The organism is Thiohalobacter thiocyanaticus (assembly GCF_002356355.1).
Taxonomy (GTDB): domain Bacteria; phylum Pseudomonadota; class Gammaproteobacteria; order Thiohalobacterales; family Thiohalobacteraceae; genus Thiohalobacter; species Thiohalobacter thiocyanaticus_A.
The window spans coordinates 621,095-643,089 of sequence record NZ_AP018052.1 but is presented as its reverse complement, the minus strand read 5'-3'; the positions used below and the strand labels follow the sequence as shown (position 1 = coordinate 643,089).

Sequence of the window (21,995 nt, the reverse complement as noted above, 5' to 3'; positions counted from 1 at the left end):
GCTTGCGCCATAACCCATCACCAGGCCGCTGGAGGTGATGGGTTGCGCTGCGCCCCACCCATCCTACAGGCTCACCCACGCCGATACAGACAGCGCGCACGGGCGCGGGCCTTCTCCCAGGCCTGCTGCAGCGCCACACCCGGGCGCGCCCGGCGCAGGGCATAACGCGAATACAACCGCCCGCCCGGCGCGGCGGTCGCGCGGTCGTGCCGCGCCTCGATGATGCCACTCACCACGGCGAAGAAATTGTACTCCTCCAGCACCCGCCGGCGCGCCTCGCGGATGGCGGGCAGGCGTCTCTCATACTCACCGGCGTCGGCCAGCACCGCCTTGATGGTACTCAAGGCACGGCCGAAGTCGGTGATGTCGATCGGGACCAGGCTGTCGGCGGGGAAGTAATCGGTCACGTTCGGACAGCCGTAATAGAAGGGCAGTGTATAGCCGAGGAAGGCGTCGGCCAGCTTCTCGGTCCAGTGGTGCAGGCTGACGTGATTCTCGATGGCGACATGACAGCGGTAGGCGTCCAGTGCCCCGGCCTTGTCCTCCAGCGGGCGTATGTCGCCGCCGCCGCGGCCATAGACATCGAGTTCGGGCAGGGCCGCGCGCAGCCGGCGCATGAAGTCGTGGCGCTGGCGATGGCGGGTGTGGCGCTGGCGCTTGTCCGACCACACCAGTGAAATGGCGCGGGTCTTGTGCGGCGGCGCCATGGCAGCCAGTTCGTCCCAGCCGATCAATCCGCTGCCACCCACGCCGTAGAACCAGCGCAGCGCCGGTTGGGCATACACCCGGTCCGGATGCGGCAGTGCCCGGGGTTCCTGACTGGTCAGCACACAGCCGAACTGGTTGGTGTAGGCGCGGCCGTAGGTCTTGATCGACGCGGGCTCGGTGGTCACCAGCAGGGTGTGCGCACGCGGACAGGCCAGGGACTCGATGCGCCGCGAGCGCCGCTCGCCGGCCTGCGGCGGCAAATCGTCGTAGACCACCAGCCAGTCGTAGTCGCGCCCGGCCGGATCGAAGCTGAAACGGCAGCGGCCCCAACACGGGTCCGTCCCCGGCAGCTGGCGCTCCCACACGCCCGGCGCCTCCCGGCTCAGCACCTTGACCCGGATCGGCACCGCAGCGCTCAACCGGCCAGTTCCCGATACAGGCTCAGGGTGGCATCCAGCATGGTCTGCAGATCGTAGTCATGACTGGCCGGGATCTCGGGCGGGCGGGCATGGAGTTCCCGCACCGTGCGCTCCAGCGCATCCAGGTCGCCCACCGGTACCCGCCCGGCCGGGAACAGCCGCGCCAGTACCTCGCCCACGCCGCCGTGGTCGTAACCGGCCACCGGCACGCCCATGTACAGGGCCTCGACCACGCTGCGGCCGAAGGACTCGGGCTTGCGCGAGAGCGACAGCACCAGATTAGAGACGGCGTAGATGTCGCGCACGTCCATGCGGTGACCGGTGAAGGTGATGTGCGCATCCAGCCCGCGGCGGCGGATCTGTTCGTGCAGCCCGCGGGCATAGCGCCGGCGGCGCGGGTCCTCGCCGCCAACGATCAGGCCATGCACCGGCAGCCCCGCGGCCACCAGCCGCGCCATCAGTTCGATGAAATCAGTGTGACCCTTGAGCCGGGTCAGCCGCCCCGGCAGGGTCAGCACGTAACGCTCCAGCAGGAAGGGGTACTGTTCGAACCAGCGTCGGGCCCAGGACTCGGGCGGGCGGTAGCCGTGGGGAAAGATCTCCGGGTCCACGCCACGGGGAATGGTAACGATGCGCGCCGGCGGCACCTGCGGGTAGTGGTCCAGGATGTAGCGCCGGGCGGTGTCGGAGACGGCGATCACCCGTTCGCCGCGGGTCATGACACTGCTGTAGCGCCCGACCGAGTAGAGACCGTGCACAGTGGTGACAAGGTGCGGCCGGTCGGCCTCCGCCAGCCCCTTCCAGGCCCGCCAGGCCACCCAGGCCGGCAGGCGCGAGCGGGCATGCAGGATATCCACCCGCTGCTCGCGCAGGAAGGCGCGCAGCCGCCCCGCCCAGCGCAGGGTCAGCGGCGACTTGGCCCCGATGGGCCACTGCAGATGCCGGCTGCCCTGACCGGTCAGGCGCGAGACCAGCCGGCCGCCGCCGGAGATGACCCAGGAGTGATGACCGCGACGAACCAGTTCGCGTGCCACCTCGAGGGTGCCGCGCTCCACCCCGCCGCCGTCGAGGGCGGGCAGCAGCTGCACCACGGTCAGGGGCCGCTCGGACACCATGCCCCTCAGTTGTCGCCCGACCAGCGCTGCAGGATGACCTCGGCGCAGCGCCCGGCCTCGTCCAGCGGCTCGCGCATGGGCGCGAGCTTCTTGCCCGCCAGCCAGTCGGCATAGCGCACCACCTGTTCGTTCTGCAGCAGGTTGCGGGTGCCAGTGGAAACCCGGTTCCTGCCCTTGGCCGGGACGTCCAGCAGCCCCACCGCCGCACCCGCGGTCAGGGCCTCGTAGACCATGGACACACTGTCCTCGCTGACCCAGGCGCTGTCGGCCAGGGGCAGCCGCTGCACCAACCAGTCGGGTTCGAGTTCGCGCCAGTCGTGCAGACTGAGTCGGCGCAGCAGGCCCGGCTCCAGGTGCTGGCGCAGGTAGGCCAGCCAGCCCGGGGGCGTGCGGCGGGAGGTGGTCAGCTCCCAGCGATGATTGGGGAAATGGCTCACCACCGAGCGCACCTGGTCCATCATGTGCTCGTCCTGCCAGTCGTAGTGGCGCGACGGACCGCCGATCAGAAACAGGCCCAGGGCGCGGTCCTTGACCGGCGCGGGCCGGATGCGGTTGAGCACGCCGCGGGTGGTGACGACACTGGCGCAGTCCGGCACCGCATCGTGTTCGGGGATCAGGTTCAGATCGAACCAGCGGCAGGGCAGGCTGGGCTTCATCAGGACCACGCAGCGTCCGCCGCGGGCGCGGCGGGCGGCCAGCAGGGACAGGTGCGTGGCATGGCCGGCGCCGATGATCAGATCGGGGGCCGGCAGGTCGGCGCCGGGCGGATAGCGGCCCGCCGCCCAGTACAGCAGCGCCGGCAGGCGTGCGGCGCGGGCCGGCGCATACACCTCGATCGCCGCGCGGTCGCGCAGCGCCGCGATCAGGCCCGCGCTCTGGTTGTCATGGCCGGGCACGCCATCGACGAAGCGCCAGATCACCCGGGTCCGGGACTGCATCATGCCGGCAGGCCCTGCGCCCCCTTTCAGTCCCGCCCCTTGAGTACGTAATGGGCGCCGCAGTAGGGACACTGCGCCTCGCCGGTGGCCTCGATGGGCAGGTAGACCCGCGGATGGGAATTCCACAGACTCATGGACTCCAGCGGACAGTGCAGCGGCAGGTCGTCGCGCGTGACCTCGTAGCGGTTGCTGGCGTTGGGCGTTTCGTATTTATCGGTGCCGGCGTCGGCGGCGGTGTTGGGGTTGGTCATGTTTTTCCTCCCGGAAAATCATTTCTCCGTCATTGCGATGCCCAGACCCGAAGGGTGGGGTACCCATGATGAACCCCGAAGGGGTTCTATGGGAGCCGCCGCGGCAATCTCGCACGGGGCGAGCCAGCACTCAGAGATTGCCACGCTGCGCTCGCAATGACGGACATTCATCAGATAACCTCGGCGGCCCGGTGCTGGGCTTCGCGCTGCTCAGCCCAACCTGCATTCCCGACCCGGATTTCAGTTTACCGTCATCCCCGCGCAGGCGGGGATCCAGGTCCGCGGTCGTGTGGATTCCCGCCTGCGCGGGAATGACGCGGCTCAAACAAGTGCACTTGCAGCTTGAGCGTGTTTTCCTCGGCCCTGGTGCCTGGCACCCGGCACCTATATGTAGGTCAGCCACTCCGGATGCACCTGGTGACGGCCGTGCACCACATCGAAGTACAGGTTCTGCAGCTGTTCGGTGATCGGCCCGCGGGTGCCGCTGCCGATGGCCCGGTTGTCCACTTCGCGGATCGGGGTGACCTCGGCGGCGGTGCCGGTGAAGAAGGCCTCGTCGGCGACATACACCTCGTCGCGGGTGATGCGCTTCTCGCGCACGGCGAGCCCCAGTTCGGCCGCCAGCCGCAGGATGGTGTCGCGGGTGATGCCTTCCAGCGCCGAGGTCAGGTCCGGGGTATAGAGCACGCCGTCGCGCACCAGGAAGATGTTCTCGCCGCTGCCCTCGGCGACGAAGCCCTCGGCATCCAGCAGCATGGCCTCGTCATAGCCGTCGGTCAGCGCCTCGTTGAGCGCCAGCATGGAGTTCATGTAATTGCCGTTGGCCTTGGCCCGGCACATGGTGATGTTCACATGATGGCGGGTGAAGGATGAGGTCTTGATGCGGATGCCCTTCTGCATGTTCTCCTCGCCCAGGTACGCACCCCAGGCCCAGGCCGCGACCATGACGTGGGTCTGCAGGTTGTCGGCGCGCAGGCCCATGCCCTCGGAGCCGTAGAAGCACATGGGCCGGATGTAGGCCGACTCCAGCTGGTTGTCGCGCACCACCTGCAGCTGGGCCTGATTCAGTTCGTCCTCGCTCCAGGGCATGTGCATCTTGAGGATGTGGGCCGAACGGAACAGGCGTTTGGTGTGGTCCTGCAGCCGGAAGATGGCCGTGCCCTTGTCCGCCTTGTAGGCGCGCACGCCCTCGAACACCCCCATGCCATAGTGCAGAGTGTGGGTCAGGACATGGGTGGTGGCCTCGCGCCAGGGCACCAGTTCGCCGTCCATCCAGATGACGCCGTCACGATCGGCCATCGACATCTTGTGGTTCTCCTGTGGCTTCTATACAGGCTTCGTCATTGCGAGGAGCGAAGCGACGAAGCAATCTCATGAATCTGCGGTCGCGATTGGGAGATTGCCGCGCTTCGCTCGCAATGACGGTAATCTTTCAATCGCTTGAGGCAGTGATGCAGGTCGGGTTAGCCGGAAAGGCGTCACCCGACACTCGTCGCGGCATGTCGGGTTACGCTGCGCTAACCCGACCTACGACTCCTGACTCTCGAATATCCGCTTCCAGATCCCCAGCACCGCCGACCGGGTCTGGACGAATTCGCCCTCGTAGACCACGGCCGGCACCTCCTGCAGGGTCAGGTTGTGCACCCGCTTGCGGTAGGCCCGGTAGGCGTTGCTGAGCACCCGGACATCGTCCTCCGCCATCAGCCCGGCCCCGGTCAGGCCTTCCAGCAGCCGGATATTGTCGCTGTATCTTACCAGATCGGGATGCGCGTGCGCCCAGCGCAACACGCCGTACTGGACGATGAATTCAATATCGGCGATGCCGCCGGGACCCTGTTTGAGATCAAACCGGCCGGATTCGCGCACGGCCAGTTCGGTGCGCATACGGCTGCGCATATCCCGCACCTCCCGGCGCAGGCGTTCGGGATCGCGCCTGCGGCACAGAACCTCCCGGCGCACGGCCTCGAAGGCGGCCAGGGTATCGGGGTCGCCGGCCACCCCGCGGGCACGCACCAGGGCCTGATGCTCCCAGGTCCAGGCCTCCTCGTGCTGGTAGGCCGCGAAGGCGGCCATGTCGGTGACCAGCAGGCCGGAGGCGCCGCTGGGACGCAGTCGCATGTCCACCTCGTAGAGCACGCCGGCCGGGGTCAGGGTATTGAGCAGGTGGATGATGCGCTGACCCAGGCGGGCGAAGAAGACGGCATTGTCCAGCGGCTTCGCCCCCTCGGTGCAGGCCTCCTCGCCCTCGCCATCGTTGAGAAAGACCAGATCCAGATCGGAGCCGTAGCCCAGTTCGATGCCGCCCAGCTTGCCGTAGCCGATGATGGCGAAGCCGGCGTCGCGGCGGGCCTTGCCGGTGCCGCAGCGGGGCGCGCCGTGGCGGGCGACCAGGTGATCCCAGGTGATGGCCAGCACCTTCTGCACCACCAGTTCGGCGATGGCGGTGAGGTAGTCGCTGACCACCATCAGCGGGGTGGCGCCGGCGACATCGGCCGCCGCCACCCGCAGCACCGCCATCTGCTTGAAGTGGCGCAGGGCGTCCATCTGCGTCTCCAGGTCATCGGGGGCGATGTTCTCGAAGCGCCGCTCGAGCATCGCCTCCAGCTGTTCCCGGCCGGGCGGGGTGTAGAGGGTGCGCGGGTCCAGCAGTTCGTCGAGCAGGATGGGATGGCGGGTCAACTCGGCGGCGATCCAGGGACTGGCGTCGCACAGCTGGACCAGCTGCGACAGCGCCATGGGGTTTTCCACCAGCAGGGCCAGGTAGGCGCTGCGCCCGCTGATGGTCTCCAGCAGCCGCGCCAGCCGGGCCAGGGTCTCGTTGGGGTCGCGCGCCTCGCCGATGGCCGCCAGCAGCAGCGGCATCAGGCGGTCGAGGCGATCGCGCCCGCGCTTGCCCATGGCGCGGCTTTCCAGGCTGTGATGCAGCTGGCCCAGCAGCCGACGGGCCTCGTCGGGATGCTCGAAGCCGATCTCATGCAGCAGGGCCAGGGCGGCCTCCTCGTCGAGCTGGTCCTGCCACAGGCCGGCCAGGGCCTCGGTCTCGCGGTCGCCCTCCTCGCTGGTGTGGGGCGAGCCGAACACCTGCTGGAACTGCTCCTCGACGAAGCGACGGTGCCGGTCCAGCTGCTTGAGAAACGCCGCCCAGTCGGGGAAGTCCATGGCCAGGGCCAGCCGGGCCTGCCCGGCCGCGTCGGTGGGCAGTTCGTGGGTCTGCTCGTCGGCGAACGCCTGCAGCCGGTTCTCGGTCCGGCGCAGGAAGCCGTAGGCCTGGATCAGGCGCTCGACGGCGAAGCCCGGCAGCAGGTCCAGCCGGGCCAGGTTGCGCAGCACGTCCTGCACCTGGCGCAGCCGCAGGCGCGCCTCCTGGCCGCCGCGGATGAGCTGGAAGGCCTGGGCGATGAACTCCACCTCGCGGATGCCGCCGGGGCCGAGCTTGATGTTGTCCTCCATGCCGCGCCTCTGGACCTGGCGCGTGATCATGGCCTTCATTTCGCGCAGCTGCTCGAAGGCGCCGTAGTCCAGGTAGCGGCGGTAGATAAAGGGCCGCAGCAGTTCCATCAGTTCGGCGGCCTGGTCCGGGTCGCCCGCCACCGGATGCGCCTTGATCAGGGCATAGCGCTCCCACTCCCGACCCTGGGACTGGTAGTACTCCTCCAGCATGTCGAAATCCATCACCAGCGGGCCGCTGTCGCCATAGGGCCGCAGCCGCATGTCCACCCGGTAGACGAAGCCCTCGCCGGTCTGACGGTTCAGCGTATCGATCAGCTGCTGGCCAAGACGGGTGAAGAATTCCTCGTAACTCAGGCCGTCGCGCTTGCCCAGCCGACCGGGCTCGGGGTAGGCGAAGATCAGGTCGATGTCGGAGGAGAAGTTCAACTCCCCAGCCCCCAGCTTGCCCATCCCCAGCACCACCAGCGACTGGGGCCGGCCGGCGCTGTCCTTCGGCGTGCCCAGCTCCCTGCACAGCCAGGCATGGAGCCGCTCCAGCGTCACCTGCAGACAAGCCGTGGCCAACTCGGTCAGCTCGCGCAGCACCTCGTCCAGCCCGGCCCAGCCGGCCAGGTCGCGCCAGGCGATGCGCACCATCTCGCGGCGGCGGAAACGGCGCAGGGCCTCGCCCAGGTCGAAGGCGTTGAGCGCCTCGGCGGTCGCCGTCTCGGCCCGGGCCCGCAACTCGCCGCGCGCGGTATCGGCAAGCAGTTCACCGGACTCCAGCAGTTCGGCCAGCAGCCCGGGCTCGCGCTCGCAACTCTGAGCGACATACTCGCTCGCGGCCCAGACCCGGGCCAGGGGGCGCAGGAAATCCGGATGCGCCGGGATGCGCATGTCCTCGGTCTCCGCACGCTCGCGGTAGCGCGCCCAGGCCCGCTGGACATCCTCGCGCAGGATCTCCGGCAGCCCGGCGGCAATCTCCTCAAATGTGACGGGGTTCACACGGGGTCCTTAATGTCGTGTTTTCTCGCAAGTTTACGCCATGTTACGCACTGGCGGCCGACGCTGAAAACGTCCCCGCCAGTCGGATTTTCCCGTCATTGCGAGCGCAGCGCGGCAATCTCGTCACGCAGAATCAACCGGTTGGAGATTGCCACGGCGCTGCGCGCCTCGCAATGACGGCCTGTCCGGGGCTGGCGCCGACGTCTCAAGCCCCATGCCGGCGGGCCGACACAATAGAGAACTTCCAATTGCGGATTTAATTCGTCATCCCGGGGTGAATAAGAATGGAATTCAAGGATTATCTCAAGATCATGGTCATGAAGGACGCCTCCGACCTCTACCTGAGCACGGGGGCGCCGCCCTGCGCCAAGTTCCATGGCCAACTCAAGGTGGTGGAGAAGGCCACCATGACGCCGGAGCGCATCCGCGAGATCGCCTACTCGCTGATGAGCGAAACCCAGCAGAAGGACTTCGAGAAGAAGCCGGAAATGAACCTGGCCATCTCCGAGCACAATGTCGGCCGCTTCCGCGTCAACATCTTCAAGCAGCGCAACAGCATCGGCATGGTGGTGCGCAACATCAAGACCGATATCCCGGCGTGGCAGGACCTGGGGCTGCCGCCCATCCTCACCGACGTGTTGATGAGCAAGCGCGGCCTGGTGCTGTTCGTGGGCGCGACCGGCTCGGGCAAGTCCACCTCGCTGGCCTCGCTGATCGACTATCGCAACACCAACGCCACCGGCCACATCATCACCATCGAGGATCCGATCGAGTTCATCCACTCGCACAAGAAGTCCATCGTCAACCAGCGCGAGGTCGGGCTGGACACCGATTCCTATGAAGACGCCCTGGCCAACACCCTGCGCCAGGCGCCGGACGTGATCCTGATCGGCGAGATCCGCCATCGCGAGACCATGGAGCATGCCATCTCCTTCGCCGAGACCGGCCACCTCTGCCTGTCCACCCTGCACGCCAACAACGCCAACCAGGCGCTGGACCGCATCATCAACTTCTTCCCCGAGGAGAAGCGCGACCAGTTGCTGCTGGACCTGTCGCTGAACCTGCGCGCCTTCATCTCCCAGCGCCTGGTGCAGACCGTCGACGGCCAGCGCACCGCGGCGATCGAGATCCTGCTGGGCACCCCGCTGGTCAAGGAACTGGTGCGCCGCGGCGATGTGCACGAGATCAAGGAGGTCATGGAGAAATCCGAGAACCTCGGCATGCAGACCTTCGACATGGCGCTGTACAACCTCTACATGGAAGGCCGGATCAGCCTGGAAGAGGCGCTGCGCAATGCCGACTCCCCCAACAACCTGCGCCTGCGCATCAATCTCACGGCCGAGGACGCCGAGCAGGCCCTGGCCGAGAAGAGCGAATCCTTCAGTCTGGAGGAGGACGATACCCCGAGCAGCAACATCGCCACCGCCGGCGGCGGGCTGGGGTTGAAGCTGGCGGACGAATGACAGCCCCGTCGTAGTTCGGGTTAGCCTGAAAGGCGTAACCCGACACTCGCCGCGGCCTGTCGGGTTACGCTGCGCTAACCCGACCTACGCCCTTTCCCGCCCCCGATTGTTGGGCTTCGCGCTGCTCAGCCCAACCTGCCTGTCGGACATAAAAAAGCCCCGGCCGGAGTGGCCGGGGCAAGCCTCACAGGGGTGGAGGAGTACGTGTTCGGCGAGAAAACATGGCCTTGAGTGGAGGGAGACAATGTCAACCGAACGGCCCCTGTACACCCTCCTAGACGCCGCCCCTGTCAGATTTATTCCTACCCCCGTCTGCATACTCCATCGCCGGCCCCGCCGCGGGCCGACCGGCAGCGCGGCCCGCACGGCGCCGGGCTGTTTTTTATGGAATAATCCGTTCCGAACAGCCGTCTTGATTTGAAACAACAGCCGCTCCCTCAAGCAGGGGCGGCCTGCAGCCGGCACCACAACCGCCGGGGGCTAGAGGAGAGACAATGAAACTGGTCAAACTTTTCGGCCGGAACCAGGCGTTTCGTCAACGCCTGGAAGGCAACCGGGAACGGCTGTATCGCATCGCCTACTCCTGGTGTCACGAACCGGCGCTGGCAGACGATCTGGTGCAGGAGACTATGGAAAAGGCCCTGAAGAAATCCGGCCAGCTGCGTGAACTGGAGGCGCTGGACACCTGGCTGTTCAGCATCCTCAACAACGCCTGGCGCGATCATTTCCGGCGCAGCCGCGACACGGTGGATATCGACGATATCCCCTTCGTCAGCGACTCCTCGCCGGAGGACGAAGGCCACACCCACCAGGTGGTCACCGAGGTGCGCGGCGCCATCGCCACCCTGCCGATTGGCCAGCGCCAGGTGCTGACCCTGGTGGACCTGGAGGGCTGCTCCTATATCGAAGTGGCCAACATTCTCGGGGTGCCGGTGGGCACGGTGATGAGCCGGCTGTGCCGGGCACGCAGGGCGCTCAAGGAACGCCTGCTGGGCACCGATCTGATGCGCGATGCCGCCACAGATGACAACCCGACCCGTATCAGGAGAATCAAGTAATGTCATCCGACGACAAGCTCATCTCCGACGAGCATCTCAACGCCTTCATCGACAATCAACTCGATGCCGATGAGAAGAGCCGCATCCTGTCGACCATCAAGTCGGACAGCGAGTTGAGCCATCGCGCCTGTGAAATCAAGCGCCTGCGCGAACTGGTCCAGCACGCCTACGAGCTGCCCTCGGAACGTGCCGAGCACAGCGGTCATGGTCGCGCCCTGCGCGGCCCATTGCAGGCCGTGGCTGCCGCCGCACTGCTGGTCGTCGGCGCCGCGGCCGGCTGGATTTCCAATGCCCAGCTGCATCCCGGCAACAATGACCTGGACGTCAAGGCCATGTACCTGGACGAGGAAAGGGCCTTTCAGACCGCGCAGGTCGACGAGGCCCCCACCGTACAGGGCGGGCGCAAGATCCTGCTGCACATCAGTTCCGACGACCCGCAGAAGCTGGAACAGGCGCTGGACACCACCGAGCGGCTGCTCCAGACCTATCGCGCCCGCCACATGCCGGTGGAACTGGAACTGGTGGCCAATGCCGGCGGCCTGAACCTGCTGCGGGCCGACATCTCGCCCTTCGCCGACCGCATCGAGGACCTGCAGTTCAGGTACGAGGAACTGACCTTCTTCGCCTGCCAGACCGCCATCAACCAGATGCTGGAGCGCGAGCACCGCGACCAGGTGCCGCCGCTGCTGCCGCAGGCCCTGACCACGCCCAACGCGCTGGACCAGATCCTGACCCGGCTGCAGGAGGGGTGGGTGTATATCAGCGTCTGATCGATCCGCTTGCGCGGAGACAGAAAACGGGCCCTCGCGGCCCGTTTTTTTTGATGACGGAAACAGAGCGCAGGTCGGGCCAGCGCAGCGTAACCCGCATGCCGCGGTGGATGTCGGGTTACGCCTTCCAGGCCAACCCGACCTGCGGTACTTCCGCGGTATCAAAAAACGGGTCTTCACGGCCCGTTTTTTGATAAAGGAACGTCATCCCCGCGCAGGCGGGGATCCAGATACCGCGCGGTTGCTGGATTCCCGCCTGCGCGGGAATGACGGGAAAAGCGAATTCCTCAATCCCTGATCCCACAAAAAAACCCCGCCACAAAGGGCGGGGTTCTTCGTTTCTGACGACAGCAGAACGGTTGGGCTTACATCATCCCCATACCGCCCATGCCGCCCATGCCGCCCATGTCGGGGGCGCCGGCGCCGGCGCCCTCGCCTTCCTCGGGCATGTCAGCCACCATGCACTCGGTGGTGATCATCAGACCGGAGACGGAGGCGGCGTTCTGCAGGGCCGAGCGGGTCACCTTGGTCGGGTCCAGGATACCCATCTCGATCATGTCGGCGTACTCGCCGGTGGCGGCGTTGTAGCCGTAGTTGCCACTGCCTTCCTCGACCTTGGCCAGGATGACGGAGGGCTCCTCACCGGTGTTGCCGACGATCTGACGCAGCGGCTCTTCCATGGCGCGGCGGGCGATGTTGATGCCGACGTCCTGATCGTGGTTGTCGCCGGTCAGTTTCGCGATACCGGCACGGGCACGGATCAGGGCCACGCCGCCGCCCGGCACCACGCCTTCCTCGACCGCCGCACGGGTGGCGTGCAGGGCGTCCTCGACGCGCGCCTTCTTCTCCTTCATTTCCATCTCGGTGGCGGCACCGACCTTGATCACGGCCACGCCGCCGGCCAGCTTGGCCACGCGCTCCTGCAGCTTCTCGCGATCGTAATCGGAGGTGGCCTCCTCGATCTGGGTGCGGATCTGGGTCACGCGCGCCTCGATGTCTTCCTTCTTGCCGACACCGTCGATAATGGTGGTGTTTTCCTTGGTGACCTGCACCTTCTTGGCGTTGCCCAGCTCATCCAGGGTGGCCTTCTCCAGGCTCATACCGGTCTCTTCGGAGATCACGGTACCGCCGGTCAGGACCGCGACATCCTGCAGCATGGCCTTGCGGCGGTCGCCGAAGCCCGGGGCCTTGACGGCGCAGACCTTGACGATGCCGCGGATGCTGTTGACCACCAGGGTGGCCAGGGCTTCGCCCTCGATGTCCTCGGCGATGATCATCAGCGGCTTGCCGGCCTTGGCCACGCCTTCCAGCACCGGCAGCAGCTCGCGGATGTTGGAGATCTTCTTGTCGTGGATCAGGATGTAGGGGTCATCCAGCTCGGCGCTCATGCTCTGCTGGTTGTTGACGAAGTACGGCGACAGGTAGCCGCGGTCGAACTGCATGCCCTCGACCACGTCCAGCTCGTTGTACAGGGAGGTGCCTTCCTCGACGGTGATCACACCTTCCTTGCCGACCTTCTCCATGGCATCGGCGATGGTCTTGCCGATGGACTCGTCGGAGTTGGCGGAAATGGTGCCGACCTGGGCGATGGCCTTGGTGTCGGAGCAGGGGTTGGAGAGCTTCTTCAGTTCCTCGACGGCGGCGATCACGGCCTTGTCGATGCCGCGCTTGAGGTCCATCGGGTTCATGCCGGCGGCCACGGCCTTCATGCCTTCCTTGAAGATGCTCTGGGCCAGCACGGTCGCGGTGGTGGTGCCGTCACCGGCCACATCAGAAGTCTGGGAAGCGACTTCCTTGACCATCTGGGCACCCATGTTCTCGAACTTGTCCTTGAGCTCGATCTCCTTGGCGACGGAGACGCCGTCCTTGGTCACGGTGGGAGCGCCGAAGGCCTTCTCCAGCACCACGTTACGGCCCTTCGGGCCCAGGGTGACCTTGACCGCGTTGGCCAGGATGTTCACGCCCTTGACCATGCGCTGACGCGCATCATCACTGAATCTGACTTCTTTCGCTGACATATTGCTAATCCTCTCCTGAAAATTCTGTTATGCGGCGGCCCGGGCTCAGCCCTCGATGACGGCCATCACGTCTTCTTCACGCATGACCAGCAGATCCTGGTCCTCAACCTTGACCTCGGTGCCGGAGTACTTGCCGAACAGGACCTTGTCGCCGACCTTGATGTCCAGCGGACGCAGTTCGCCGTTCTCCAGGATCTTGCCGTTACCGACGGCAACCACCTCACCGCGGATGGGCTTTTCGGTTGCCGAGTCCGGGATCACGATCCCACCGGCCGTGGTGCGTTCTTCTTCCATACGCTTGATGATCACGCGATCATGCAACGGACGAATATTCATCTGGCACTCTCCTTAAAAACCAAAGATGGTCATTGGGTTGTGAGTGTTAGCACTCGTTTGTAGTGAGTGCTAATAATAGCGGCGGCGATTGGAGTTTCAAGGGGGATGCGATTAAATTTATTTTCTCATGGAAAAACAGGTTTAATCTCAGGCGGGGAAACCGGCCCGAATGGGGCATATTCCGACCGCGCCATCCCCGCGCAGGCGGGGATGACAGGAACAGAGCGTAGGTCGGGTTAGCGCAGCGTAACCCGACATGCCGCGGTGGATGTCGGGTTACGCCTTCCAGGCTAACCCGACCTACGGTACTGCTGGATTCCCGCCTGAGCGGGAATGACGGATTTAATGCCGCATCGCAGGGTGGGTGAAGGCGCATTGCGCCGCAGCCCATCGTGGACCGACAGCGGTGCGCTGGGTTGCGCTGCGCTCCACCCATCCTACATTGACTTATAATATACTGTTTTATTTATCATTTTCACGCGTATATTCGCCTTCCAGCGTCACCGGCCCCTTGGGCTGGCCGCCGGCGGGGCCGGCGCCCGGCGGCGGTCCGCCGCCCAGCTGACGGGCGATCCAGGCCCGGATCAGGGCCTGGCGCAGGGGCGGGATCAGGCCGAGAAAGCCCAGGGCGTCGGTGAAAAAGCCCGGGGTCAGCAGCAGGACGCCGCTGATGACCAGCACCACCCCTTCCAGCATCTCCACCGCCGGCAGTTCGCCGCGGGCCATGGACAGCTGCAGCCGCTGCAGGGTGGAAAAGCCCTGGAAGCGCAGCAGCAGGGCCCCCAGCACGGCGGTGAATACGACCATGAAAACCGTGGGGACGGCGCCGATCCAGCCCCCGACCTTGATCAGGAAATAGATCTCGACCAGGGGGACGCTGAGAAACAGCAGGAGCAGTACGGCGAAGGGATTCATCCCCGGAACCATAACGGATGGCCCCGGGGGCGGCAACATCAGTATCCGCCGCTTCCGGCATCCCCCCCACCTTCCGGCATCCCCCACCTTCCGTCATCCCCCCCACCTTCCGTCATCCCCCCCACCTTCCGTCATCCCCCCACCTTCCGTCATCCCGGCGCAGGCCGGGATCCAGAACCCGCCGCGGTCAGTGGATCCCGGCCGGAGCCTGTGCCGGTGCAGGCCGGTACCGGGATGACGTCTGAGGGGAAATGAAATATCCCCCCAGCCTCAACCGTCTCTGCCCTCAAGGGTTTCCCTCAATCACCGACTTGGTTATCTTCCCGCCCATGAAGGACAAATACTGCATCGTGCTGGTTACCGCACCGGAAGCCGACGCCCGCACCATCGCCCGTGCCCTGGTGGCCCAGGATCTGGCGGCCTGCGTGAACATCGTGGCGAATCTCACTTCGGTCTACCGCTGGCAGGGCGAGGTGGAGGAGGACACCGAGCAGCTGCTGGTGATCAAGACCCGCCGCGATGTCCTGGAGGCCCTGAAGGCGGCCGTGCTGGAAGCCCATCCCTATGAACTTCCGGAAATTATCGCAGTCCCAATTGTGGATGGCCTGAGCGGCTACCTGGACTGGATCGACGAGAGCGTACTGCTTCAATGACACCCATATCCCTGACTTCCCCGTCATGCCGGCGCAGGCCGGCATCCATGCATCTGACCCCGCTGGGTTCCGGTCTGCGCCGGAACGACGGGAAAGAGGCCACGGCCAGGGGTTTCCCGGCACTGCGCTTCCTCGGCCTGCTGTTGTCCCTGTTGCTGCTGCCGCTGCAGTCCCACGCCCTCTGGGGCGATGACGAACTGCTGTCCGCCGACGAGGCCTTCGCCATCAGCGCCGAAATGGCCGGTCCGGACCGGGTGCGCGTGACCTGGGACATCGCCGACGACTTCTACATGTACCGCCAGCGGGTGCAGCTGCACTCCGATACCGCGGGGGTGACGGTCGGCACGCCGGAATTTCCTGCCGGCAAGATGAAGCAGGACGAGACCTTCGGCGAGGTGGAGGTCTACTTCGACAAACTCAGCATCACCGCGCCGGTGGAGCGCACCGCCGGTGCCCCGGCCGAGTTCGTGCTGCGCGCCGTCTCCCAGGGCTGCATGGAATCGCGCGGCATCTGCTACACCCCGCACACCCAGAAGCTCACCCTGGCCCTGCCCGCCGCGGCGGCCGCCAGCGGCGACGCCGCCCCGCCGACCGGCGAACAGAGCTTCGGCGGCGGCGGCTTCGGCATGGAGAGCGATCTGCTCGACGTCGACGACGCCTTCCAGCTGGAGACCGCCGTCATCGACGGCAATACCCTGGAGGCACGCTGGGAGATCGCCCCCGGCTACTATCTCTATCGCGACAAGTTCAGCTTTCAGCTGCTTGAGGGCGAAGGCGTGGCGCTGGGCACGGCCGACTTCCCCGCCGGCGAGATGAAGGACGACGAGACCTTCGGCCGGGTCGAGGTCTATCACGACGGCGTCACCGCCACCCTGCCGCTGCAGCGCACCGCGACCGACCCGACCGCCATCCGCCTGTCCATCGGCTACCAGGGCTGCGCCGAGGGCCGCATCTGCTACACCCCGCAGACCCGCGAGGTCAGCCTGGAACTGCCGCAGGCCGCCGCCACCGTCGCCGAGCTGAGTGTCGATGACAGCGCAGCCGCCGCCCCCCCGGTCACCGAACAGGACCGCATCGCCCAGAGCCTGGCCAGCGGCAACACACCGCTGGTGATCCTGACCTTCTTCGGCTTCGGCCTGCTGCTGGCCTTCACCCCCTGCGTGTTCCCGATGATCCCGATCCTGTCCTCGATCATCGTCGGCCAGGGCGAAGACATCACCACCCGGCGCGCCTTCACCCTGTCGCTGGTCTATGTGCTGGCCATGGCCCTGACCTACACCGTGGCCGGCGTGATCGCGGGCCTGTCCGGCGAGAACCTGCAGGCGGCCTTCCAGAACCCCTGGATCCTGGGCAGCTTCGCCACCGTGTTCGTGCTGCTGTCGCTGTCCATGTTCGGTTTCTACGATCTGCAGATACCGGCCTCCTGGCAGAGCAAGCTCAGCGAGATCAGCAACAAGCAGCAGGGCGGCACCCTCACCGGCGTGGCCATTATGGGCTTCCTGTCCGCGCTGATCGTCGGCCCCTGCGTGGCCGCGCCGCTGGCCGGCGCGCTGATCTACATCGGTCAGACCGGCGACCCCTACCTGGGCGGGGCGGCCCTGTTCGCCCTGAGCATGGGCATGGGCGCGCCGCTGCTGGCCATCGGCACCGGCGCGGGCAAGGTGCTGCCGCGCGCCGGCGACTGGATGAACGCCATCAAGGCCACCTTCGGCGTGCTGCTGCTGGCCGTGGCCATCTGGATGCTGGAGCGCATCATCCCCACCGCCGCCGCCATGCTGCTGTGGGCCGCCCTGCTCATCATCAGCGCCATCTACATGGGCGCCATGGACCGGCTGGACGTGGACGCCAGTGGCTGGCAGAAGCTGTTCAAGGGCATGGGGGTGGTGCTGCTGGCCTGGGGCGTGATCCTGCTCATCGGCGTGGCCGCCGGCGCCCGCGACACCCTGCAGCCGCTGCGCGGGCTGGCACTCGCCGGCGGCGGCACCACCGCCCAGGCCCAGGCGCAGGGCATCGAGTTCAAGACCATCAAGAGTCTGGATGACCTGCAACGCGAGGTCGCCGCCGCCTCGACTCAGGGCAGGAGCGTGCTGCTGGATTTCTATGCCGACTGGTGCACCGACTGTCACCGCATGGAGAAGAACACCTTCAGCGACCCGCAGGTGCAGCAGGCCCTGGCCAACACCGTGACGCTGAAGGCCGACGTCACCGCCAACGATGACATCGACAAGGCCCTGCTCAAGCATTTCCGCATCCCCGGCCCGCCCAGCCTGATCCTCTACGATGCCAGCGGCGAGGAACTGCGGCGCTATCGCATCATGGGCTACATGGGGCCTGAGGAGTTCGCCGCGCATGTGAATGCGGCGTTTGGGGGGTGAGTGAGGAGTGACCCCTTCATTCTCTCGCCGTTAATTATCCCGTCATCCCCACGCAGGCGGGGATCCAGACTCAGCCATCCCCATGGATTCCCACCTGCACGGGAATGACGGAATAGTGGGCTTCGCGGACAGCATCACAACAGATCTGAATACAGATCCCGCCACTGCGGATTCATTTTTTCAATCGCCCGCAGTTTCCAGGCACGCCTCCACTTCTTTATCGCCTTTTCCCGGCAAATTGCCGAATCCATGTTTCCATGCCACTCATACCATACGAGCATGGTGACACCGTATTTTCGTGTAAACCCTTCAACCGCATGAGTTCTGTGCTCCCAGACACGCTTCACGATATCTGAGGTTACACCTGTGTAAAGGGTTCCATTTCTTTTACTGGCGAGGATATAAACGCACGGCTGCCTTTTCATTACCCAACCTCCATGTCGGATAACAAACGGTTCTAGTGTCTGTGATTGCAGTGGTCTCTGGATCCCGGCCTGCGCCGGGATGACGGAAGAGGGAGGCCGCCCTCACGCCTCACGCCTCACGCCTCACGCCTCACGCCTCACGCCTCACGCCTCACGCCTCACGCCTCACGCCTCACGCCTCACGCCTCACGCCTCACGACTTCAGATTATATTTCTTCAACAGGTCATACATGGTCGGCCGGCTCACACCGAGCAGTTCGGCGGCCTGGGAGATCTTGCCGCCGCAGTGGTTCATGGCGCGCAGGATGGCCTGCTTCTCGGCCTGTTCGCGGATCTCGCGCAGGTCGAAGCTCTGATCGTCGTTGGCGTGGTCGCCGCCGAGCTCGAGGTCGCGGGCGGTGATCTGCTTGCCCTCGGCCATGATCACGGCGCGCTTGACGCGGTTTTCCAGTTCACGGACATTGCCGGGCCAGTGATAACCTTCCAGCGCGGCGATGGCATCCTTACTGAAGCTCTTGATCTTGTTGCCGTGCTGCTCGCTGAAGCGTTCCAGGAAGGCGCGCGCCAGCAGCAGCACGTCGCCGACACGCTCGCGCAGCGGCGGGATGCGGATACTGATTTCGCTGATGCGGTAGTACAGATCCTCGCGGAAGTCGCCGTCGCGGATCAGCTGCTGCAGGTCCTTGTGGGTGGCGCAGACCACACGCACATCGACGGGGATCTCCTTGCGCCCGCCGACCCGCTCGATGGTGCGTTCCTGCAGGAAGCGCAGCAGCTTGGCCTGCAGCGGCATGGGCAGGTCGCCGACCTCGTCCAGGAACAGGGTGCCGCCGTGAGCGGTCTCGATCTTGCCGGGCGTGGTCTTGACCGCGCCGGTGAAGGCCCCCTTCTCGTAACCGAACAATTCGCTCTCGAGCAGGTTCTCGGGGATGGCGGCGCAGTTGATGGCGATGAAGGGGCCTTCGTTGCGCCGGCTCAGGCCGTGCAGTGAACGCGCCATCAGTTCCTTGCCGGTGCCGGAGTCGCCCAGCACCAGCACGGAGACATCGGCCGGGGCGACCTTCTCCACCGTGCGGCAGACCTGCATCATCTCCTCGCTGCCGGTCAGCACGCCTTCCAGCGGCGATTCGGGCCGGCGGGTGTGCAGGCGGGTGTTCTCCTCCTCCAGTTCGTGCAGGCGGTAGGCGCGGTTGACGATGAAGCCGAGCAGATCGGAGTCGATGGGCTTGTAGAAGAAGTCGTAGGCGCCCAGGCCGACCGCGCGCAGCGCGTTCTCGCGCTCGTTGTTGCCGGTGACCACGATCACCTTGGTCTCGGGGTAGTCGTTGAGCACCTGCTCCAGGGTGGCGAAGCCTTCGCTGGTACCGCCGTTGTCCGGCGGCAGTCCCAGGTCCAGGGTCATCACGGGGAAGGGGTGTTTCTTCAACTCGGTCAGGGCGGCCTCGCGGTCGCCCGCGATAATGACTTCATAACCGTCGAAACACCATTTGAGCTGAGTCTGGAGGCCGGGGTCGTCCTCAACGACCAGAAGCTTCTTGGATTCGTCCGTCATTCGGCGTCCTGTTATTATCTATAAGTTGCAACTCTATACGATTCCTGACTTCTTCGCTAATCGGCACCCGCATGCGGAATGAGGTGCCTTCCCCCACCCGGCTGATCACCTCCACCTCGCCGCCGAGGTTGCGGATGAAGTCGCGCGTCTCATGCGCCCCCACCCCCATGCCGGCCTGACCCTTGGTGGTCTCGAAGGGCTTGAACAGATGCTCGCGGATGAAGGCCTCATCCATACCGGCACCGGTGTCCTGCACTTCGATCACGGCCATATCGTTGTGCTTGAACAGGCGAATGATCACCTTGCCGTCGGGCGGGGTGGCATCCTGGGCATTGCGCACTACATGGCCGATCACCGCCCCCAGGCGCTCGCGGTTGGCGCTCACATGAATGCCGCGCGCCTGGCAGTCCACGGAAGGCGCGGGGTGGCCATTGGCCATGGTGATGGCTACCTCCTCCAGCAGCGGACACAGGTCCACCTGCTCGCGCTGCTGCTCGGCGGCATCGCCGCTGCGCAGGTGCGCGAGCAGGCGGTTCATCTTGGTCACCGAATTGTCGACCGTCTGGATGGCATCCTCCATGAAGGCCGGGTTGTGCTTGTGCTTCTCGGCATTGGTCACCAGCAGGGAAAGCTGACCGATGAGGTTCTTCAGGTCGTGGATGACATAGGTGGACAGACGGTTGTAGGTCTCGAACTGGCGCGCCTCGGCCAGCGCACGCGAGGCCTCGTACTGGGCCAGGTGACTGGCGGCTTCGCGACCGACGGTCTTGAGCAGATCGCAGTCCTCCCAGTTGAACTGGTGCTGACCGTGCGGCCGCGCCAGCAGGACAAAGCCCAGCAGTTCATCGTGCAGGATCAGGGGCGTGATCAGCCAGGCGCGCGGAAACGCCAGCATCCAGTCGGGCAGGTACAGGTTGGTATAGAAGCCCGGATCCTTGCGGTACTCCTCGAGATTGATCACCCATTCCTGGTCGTCCAGAAACCGCGGCAGCGAGTCCTCTGCCTGCACCGCCGGCAGGCCGGCGTACTCGGCATGCCAGCTGGCAACGGGGCGGAAAGCGCCGTCGCGCCGCCACCAGAGCACACCGGCGGGACTGGAGATGATCTCGGCGATGGCCTGCACCACCCGCGGCTCCAGCGCTTCGTCGGCCTCGCGCTGCGACAGGGTGGCAATGAAGCGCAGCCACTCGTCGCGGTAATCGTACTTGTAGTGGAAGAAGTGCTTGTTGATGAACACCCGCAGGCTGGCGCGCACCGGCCCGGACAGGAACAGCACCGCCAGCACCACGATGGCACCGAAGAAGAAGATCACCTGCCCGACCGCGCCCCAGGTGCCGCCGAAGTTGCGCACATAGTAGCCGCCCACGCCCATCGCCAGCAGGTACACCCCGGCGCCGAGCAGGGCGGCGGTATGGAAGACGATGCGGCGGGAGACGAAGATATCCACCGACCAGCGTGGATCGCGCAGTACCGCCACTGCCACCACCGGGATGGCCACGGCATTGATCAGGCCGCGCGCCTGCCACAGGTTGGGATCGATGCCCTGGAACAGCAGGGCGTTGGAGTAGAGATAGAAATCGTAGGCGAACAGACTGCCGGTGCCGATGCACAGATACTTGATGCCCCGGCGCGCATCCACCCGGGTATTGCGGAACACCTGCTCGATCAGCACCAGCCCGCCGATGGGCACGACCAGGTAGCCGGCCAGCAGCCAGTCCATGCCGAACCCGATGTGGAACACCTCACCGCCGGCGAAGCGATAGGTCGTCGCGCTGGCAACCAGCAGCAGGTAACCGCCCGAGAGCATGGCGAGATTGCGGAAGCGGCGCCGCGCGCGCGCGCGGTCGGTGATGAGAGCGGTGAGTACCCCGCCGAGAAAGATCAGCCAGGCAAAGTCACGCAGCAGTTCCGTGATCAGCGTGGCGTAGAAGTGGGCATGGCCGGCGCTGTGGGCGGCGGATATACCCATCCACAGGGCACTGGCCGCCGCGGCGAACATGAGCAGATGCTTGCGCACACCGCCCGCCTTGCCGGTGAGCAGCACCAGCGCAAGCACCAGCGCCGCCAAGGTGCCGGCGGCGTAACTCACCAGACCGACTGTCAGCATCGTCCACCCCAGAACAAGACGTCCATTACGACAAACGCGCAGCGGGCTTATGACCCCTGTATCGTTCTGACCGCGCGGAAACTAAAGCAAAACAGGGAGTTATTATTTTTGTCTCATTATGCAACGTCCGACTATACCCAGTAATCGGGCAGACATGCAATTGGTTGATTTTTTTATTTATAAACAGTCAGATAAGACAAGCGTAGTCAAGCATGACGACACGGACGGATGCAAACCGGCCCTGCGCCCGGTGGTTTGCCGTCAGTCCGGCGCCGGAGCGCGGGGGATCCGCATGCCCTGCGGACACTGGATCCCCGCCTGCGCGGGGATGACGCCGTTTCACCGCCTTCGCGCAGGCTTCCCGGGCACTTGGATCCGCCTGCGCGGGCAGATCGGGTAGGATGGGTGAAGGCGCACAGCGCCGTAACCCATCGTCCCGGCGGTCCGCGATGGGTTGC

The 21,995-nt window shown here is 65.5% G+C and carries 17 protein-coding genes; 5 read left to right on the top strand and 12 right to left on the bottom strand.

Annotated elements, in window-relative coordinates; translation table 11 throughout:
* Positions 1 to 71 precede the first annotated feature (71 nt).
* The 6 genes from CFK21_RS02985 to glnE form a co-directional block, all read right to left on the bottom strand.
* Positions 72 to 1,127 (bottom strand): glycosyltransferase family 10 domain-containing protein, encoded by a 1,056-nt coding sequence (locus CFK21_RS02985; protein ID WP_096364596.1) that lies wholly within the window; start codon positions 1,125 to 1,127, stop codon positions 72 to 74.
* Positions 1,124 to 2,242: a glycosyltransferase family 4 protein gene (locus CFK21_RS02980; RefSeq protein WP_172844233.1), complete on the bottom strand. Its 1,119-nt coding sequence runs from the start codon at positions 2,240 to 2,242 to the stop codon at positions 1,124 to 1,126. Before CFK21_RS02980 ends, CFK21_RS02985 begins: the two co-directional genes overlap by 4 nt.
* 5 nt (positions 2,243 to 2,247) lie before the next feature.
* Positions 2,248 to 3,183 carry a mitochondrial fission ELM1 family protein gene (locus tag CFK21_RS02975; RefSeq protein ID WP_096364594.1) on the bottom strand — a complete coding sequence of 312 codons (936 nt, stop codon included), beginning with the start codon at positions 3,181 to 3,183 and terminating at the stop codon, positions 2,248 to 2,250.
* A gap of 23 nt (positions 3,184 to 3,206) precedes the next feature.
* The gene (locus CFK21_RS02970; RefSeq protein ID WP_096364592.1) at positions 3,207 to 3,431 is read right to left on the bottom strand and encodes a zinc-finger domain-containing protein; all 225 of its coding nucleotides are present in this window, start codon (positions 3,429 to 3,431) and stop codon (positions 3,207 to 3,209) included.
* Between the two features lie 384 nt (positions 3,432 to 3,815).
* Positions 3,816 to 4,736 (bottom strand): branched-chain amino acid transaminase, encoded by a 921-nt coding sequence (locus CFK21_RS02965; RefSeq protein ID WP_096364590.1) that lies wholly within the window; start codon positions 4,734 to 4,736, stop codon positions 3,816 to 3,818.
* A gap of 222 nt (positions 4,737 to 4,958) precedes the next feature.
* The gene (glnE, locus tag CFK21_RS02960) at positions 4,959 to 7,865 is read right to left on the bottom strand and encodes a bifunctional [glutamate--ammonia ligase]-adenylyl-L-tyrosine phosphorylase/[glutamate--ammonia-ligase] adenylyltransferase (protein WP_231971550.1); all 2,907 of its coding nucleotides are present in this window, start codon (positions 7,863 to 7,865) and stop codon (positions 4,959 to 4,961) included.
* A gap of 284 nt (positions 7,866 to 8,149) precedes the next feature.
* Between glnE and CFK21_RS02955 the strand changes: the two genes are divergently transcribed.
* The 3 genes from CFK21_RS02955 to CFK21_RS02945 all read left to right on the top strand — a co-directional run bounded on the left by CFK21_RS02955 (position 8,150) and on the right by CFK21_RS02945 (position 11,156).
* Entirely contained in the window at positions 8,150 to 9,328 is a 1,179-nt protein-coding gene (locus CFK21_RS02955; RefSeq protein ID WP_096364588.1) for a PilT/PilU family type 4a pilus ATPase, read from the top strand.
* Positions 9,329 to 9,822: 494 nt separating this feature from the next.
* Positions 9,823 to 10,386 carry an RNA polymerase sigma factor gene (locus tag CFK21_RS02950; RefSeq protein WP_096364586.1) on the top strand — a complete coding sequence of 188 codons (564 nt, stop codon included), beginning with the start codon at positions 9,823 to 9,825 and terminating at the stop codon, positions 10,384 to 10,386.
* Positions 10,386 to 11,156, top strand: a complete 771-nt coding sequence (locus CFK21_RS02945; RefSeq protein ID WP_096364584.1) for a hypothetical protein — start codon at positions 10,386 to 10,388, stop codon at positions 11,154 to 11,156. The genes CFK21_RS02950 and CFK21_RS02945 overlap by 1 nt, the downstream gene beginning before the upstream one ends.
* Positions 11,157 to 11,521: 365 nt before the next feature.
* Here CFK21_RS02945 and groL read toward each other — a convergent pair whose 3' ends face one another.
* The 3 genes from groL to CFK21_RS02930 form a co-directional block, all read right to left on the bottom strand.
* Positions 11,522 to 13,174: a chaperonin GroEL gene (groL, locus tag CFK21_RS02940; protein WP_096364582.1), complete on the bottom strand. Its 1,653-nt coding sequence runs from the start codon at positions 13,172 to 13,174 to the stop codon at positions 11,522 to 11,524.
* A 45-nt stretch (positions 13,175 to 13,219) separates the two neighbouring features.
* Complete coding sequence (groES, locus tag CFK21_RS02935) at positions 13,220 to 13,510, bottom strand: co-chaperone GroES (protein WP_096364580.1); 291 nt, start codon at positions 13,508 to 13,510, stop codon at positions 13,220 to 13,222.
* Between the two features lie 462 nt (positions 13,511 to 13,972).
* Complete coding sequence (locus CFK21_RS02930) at positions 13,973 to 14,425, bottom strand: FxsA family protein (protein WP_096364578.1); 453 nt, start codon at positions 14,423 to 14,425, stop codon at positions 13,973 to 13,975.
* Positions 14,426 to 14,754: 329 nt separating this feature from the next.
* Here CFK21_RS02930 and cutA point away from each other — a divergent pair, with 329 nt between their 5' ends.
* Together cutA and CFK21_RS02920 are read left to right on the top strand one after the other, a co-directional pair.
* A complete protein-coding gene (gene cutA / locus CFK21_RS02925) occupies positions 14,755 to 15,078 on the top strand; it encodes a divalent-cation tolerance protein CutA (protein ID WP_096364576.1) in 324 nt (107 codons plus the stop codon).
* A 47-nt stretch (positions 15,079 to 15,125) separates the two neighbouring features.
* Positions 15,126 to 17,453, top strand: a complete 2,328-nt coding sequence (locus tag CFK21_RS02920) for a protein-disulfide reductase DsbD (protein WP_096364574.1) — start codon at positions 15,126 to 15,128, stop codon at positions 17,451 to 17,453.
* A gap of 134 nt (positions 17,454 to 17,587) precedes the next feature.
* Here the strand turns inward: CFK21_RS02920 and CFK21_RS02915 are convergent, their stop codons facing one another.
* The 3 genes from CFK21_RS02915 to prsK all read right to left on the bottom strand — a co-directional run bounded on the left by CFK21_RS02915 (position 17,588) and on the right by prsK (position 21,537).
* Complete coding sequence (locus tag CFK21_RS02915) at positions 17,588 to 17,878, bottom strand: GIY-YIG nuclease family protein (RefSeq protein ID WP_096364572.1); 291 nt, start codon at positions 17,876 to 17,878, stop codon at positions 17,588 to 17,590.
* 193 nt (positions 17,879 to 18,071) lie between these two features.
* A complete protein-coding gene (gene prsR, locus CFK21_RS02910) occupies positions 18,072 to 19,430 on the bottom strand; it encodes a PEP-CTERM-box response regulator transcription factor (RefSeq protein WP_096364570.1) in 1,359 nt (452 codons plus the stop codon).
* Positions 19,396 to 21,537, bottom strand: coding sequence for an XrtA/PEP-CTERM system histidine kinase PrsK (gene prsK / locus CFK21_RS02905; RefSeq protein WP_096364568.1), 2,142 nt, complete (start codon positions 21,535 to 21,537; stop codon positions 19,396 to 19,398). Before prsK ends, prsR begins: the two co-directional genes overlap by 35 nt.
* Positions 21,538 to 21,995 lie beyond the last annotated feature (458 nt).

Excerpts from the sequence above, each read along its gene's own strand:
- CFK21_RS02980 (WP_172844233.1), bottom strand. The coding sequence starts at position 2,242 with ATGGTGTCCGAGCGGCCCCTGACCGTGGTGCAGCTGCTGCCCGCCCTC.
- CFK21_RS02975 (WP_096364594.1), bottom strand. The coding sequence starts at position 3,183 with ATGATGCAGTCCCGGACCCGGGTGATCTGGCGCTTCGTCGATGGCGTG.
- CFK21_RS02970 (WP_096364592.1), bottom strand. The coding sequence starts at position 3,431 with ATGACCAACCCCAACACCGCCGCCGACGCCGGCACCGATAAATACGAA.
- CFK21_RS02965 (WP_096364590.1), bottom strand. The coding sequence starts at position 4,736 with ATGTCGATGGCCGATCGTGACGGCGTCATCTGGATGGACGGCGAACTG.
- CFK21_RS02955 (WP_096364588.1), top strand. The coding sequence starts at position 8,150 with ATGGAATTCAAGGATTATCTCAAGATCATGGTCATGAAGGACGCCTCC.
- CFK21_RS02950 (WP_096364586.1), top strand. The coding sequence starts at position 9,823 with ATGAAACTGGTCAAACTTTTCGGCCGGAACCAGGCGTTTCGTCAACGC.
- CFK21_RS02945 (WP_096364584.1), top strand. The coding sequence starts at position 10,386 with ATGTCATCCGACGACAAGCTCATCTCCGACGAGCATCTCAACGCCTTC.
- groL (WP_096364582.1), bottom strand. The coding sequence starts at position 13,174 with ATGTCAGCGAAAGAAGTCAGATTCAGTGATGATGCGCGTCAGCGCATG.
- groES (WP_096364580.1), bottom strand. The coding sequence starts at position 13,510 with ATGAATATTCGTCCGTTGCATGATCGCGTGATCATCAAGCGTATGGAA.
- CFK21_RS02930 (WP_096364578.1), bottom strand. The coding sequence starts at position 14,425 with ATGAATCCCTTCGCCGTACTGCTCCTGCTGTTTCTCAGCGTCCCCCTG.
- cutA (WP_096364576.1), top strand. The coding sequence starts at position 14,755 with ATGAAGGACAAATACTGCATCGTGCTGGTTACCGCACCGGAAGCCGAC.
- CFK21_RS02920 (WP_096364574.1), top strand. The coding sequence starts at position 15,126 with ATGCATCTGACCCCGCTGGGTTCCGGTCTGCGCCGGAACGACGGGAAA.
- CFK21_RS02915 (WP_096364572.1), bottom strand. The coding sequence starts at position 17,878 with ATGAAAAGGCAGCCGTGCGTTTATATCCTCGCCAGTAAAAGAAATGGA.
- prsR (WP_096364570.1), bottom strand. The coding sequence starts at position 19,430 with ATGACGGACGAATCCAAGAAGCTTCTGGTCGTTGAGGACGACCCCGGC.
- prsK (WP_096364568.1), bottom strand. The coding sequence starts at position 21,537 with ATGCTGACAGTCGGTCTGGTGAGTTACGCCGCCGGCACCTTGGCGGCG.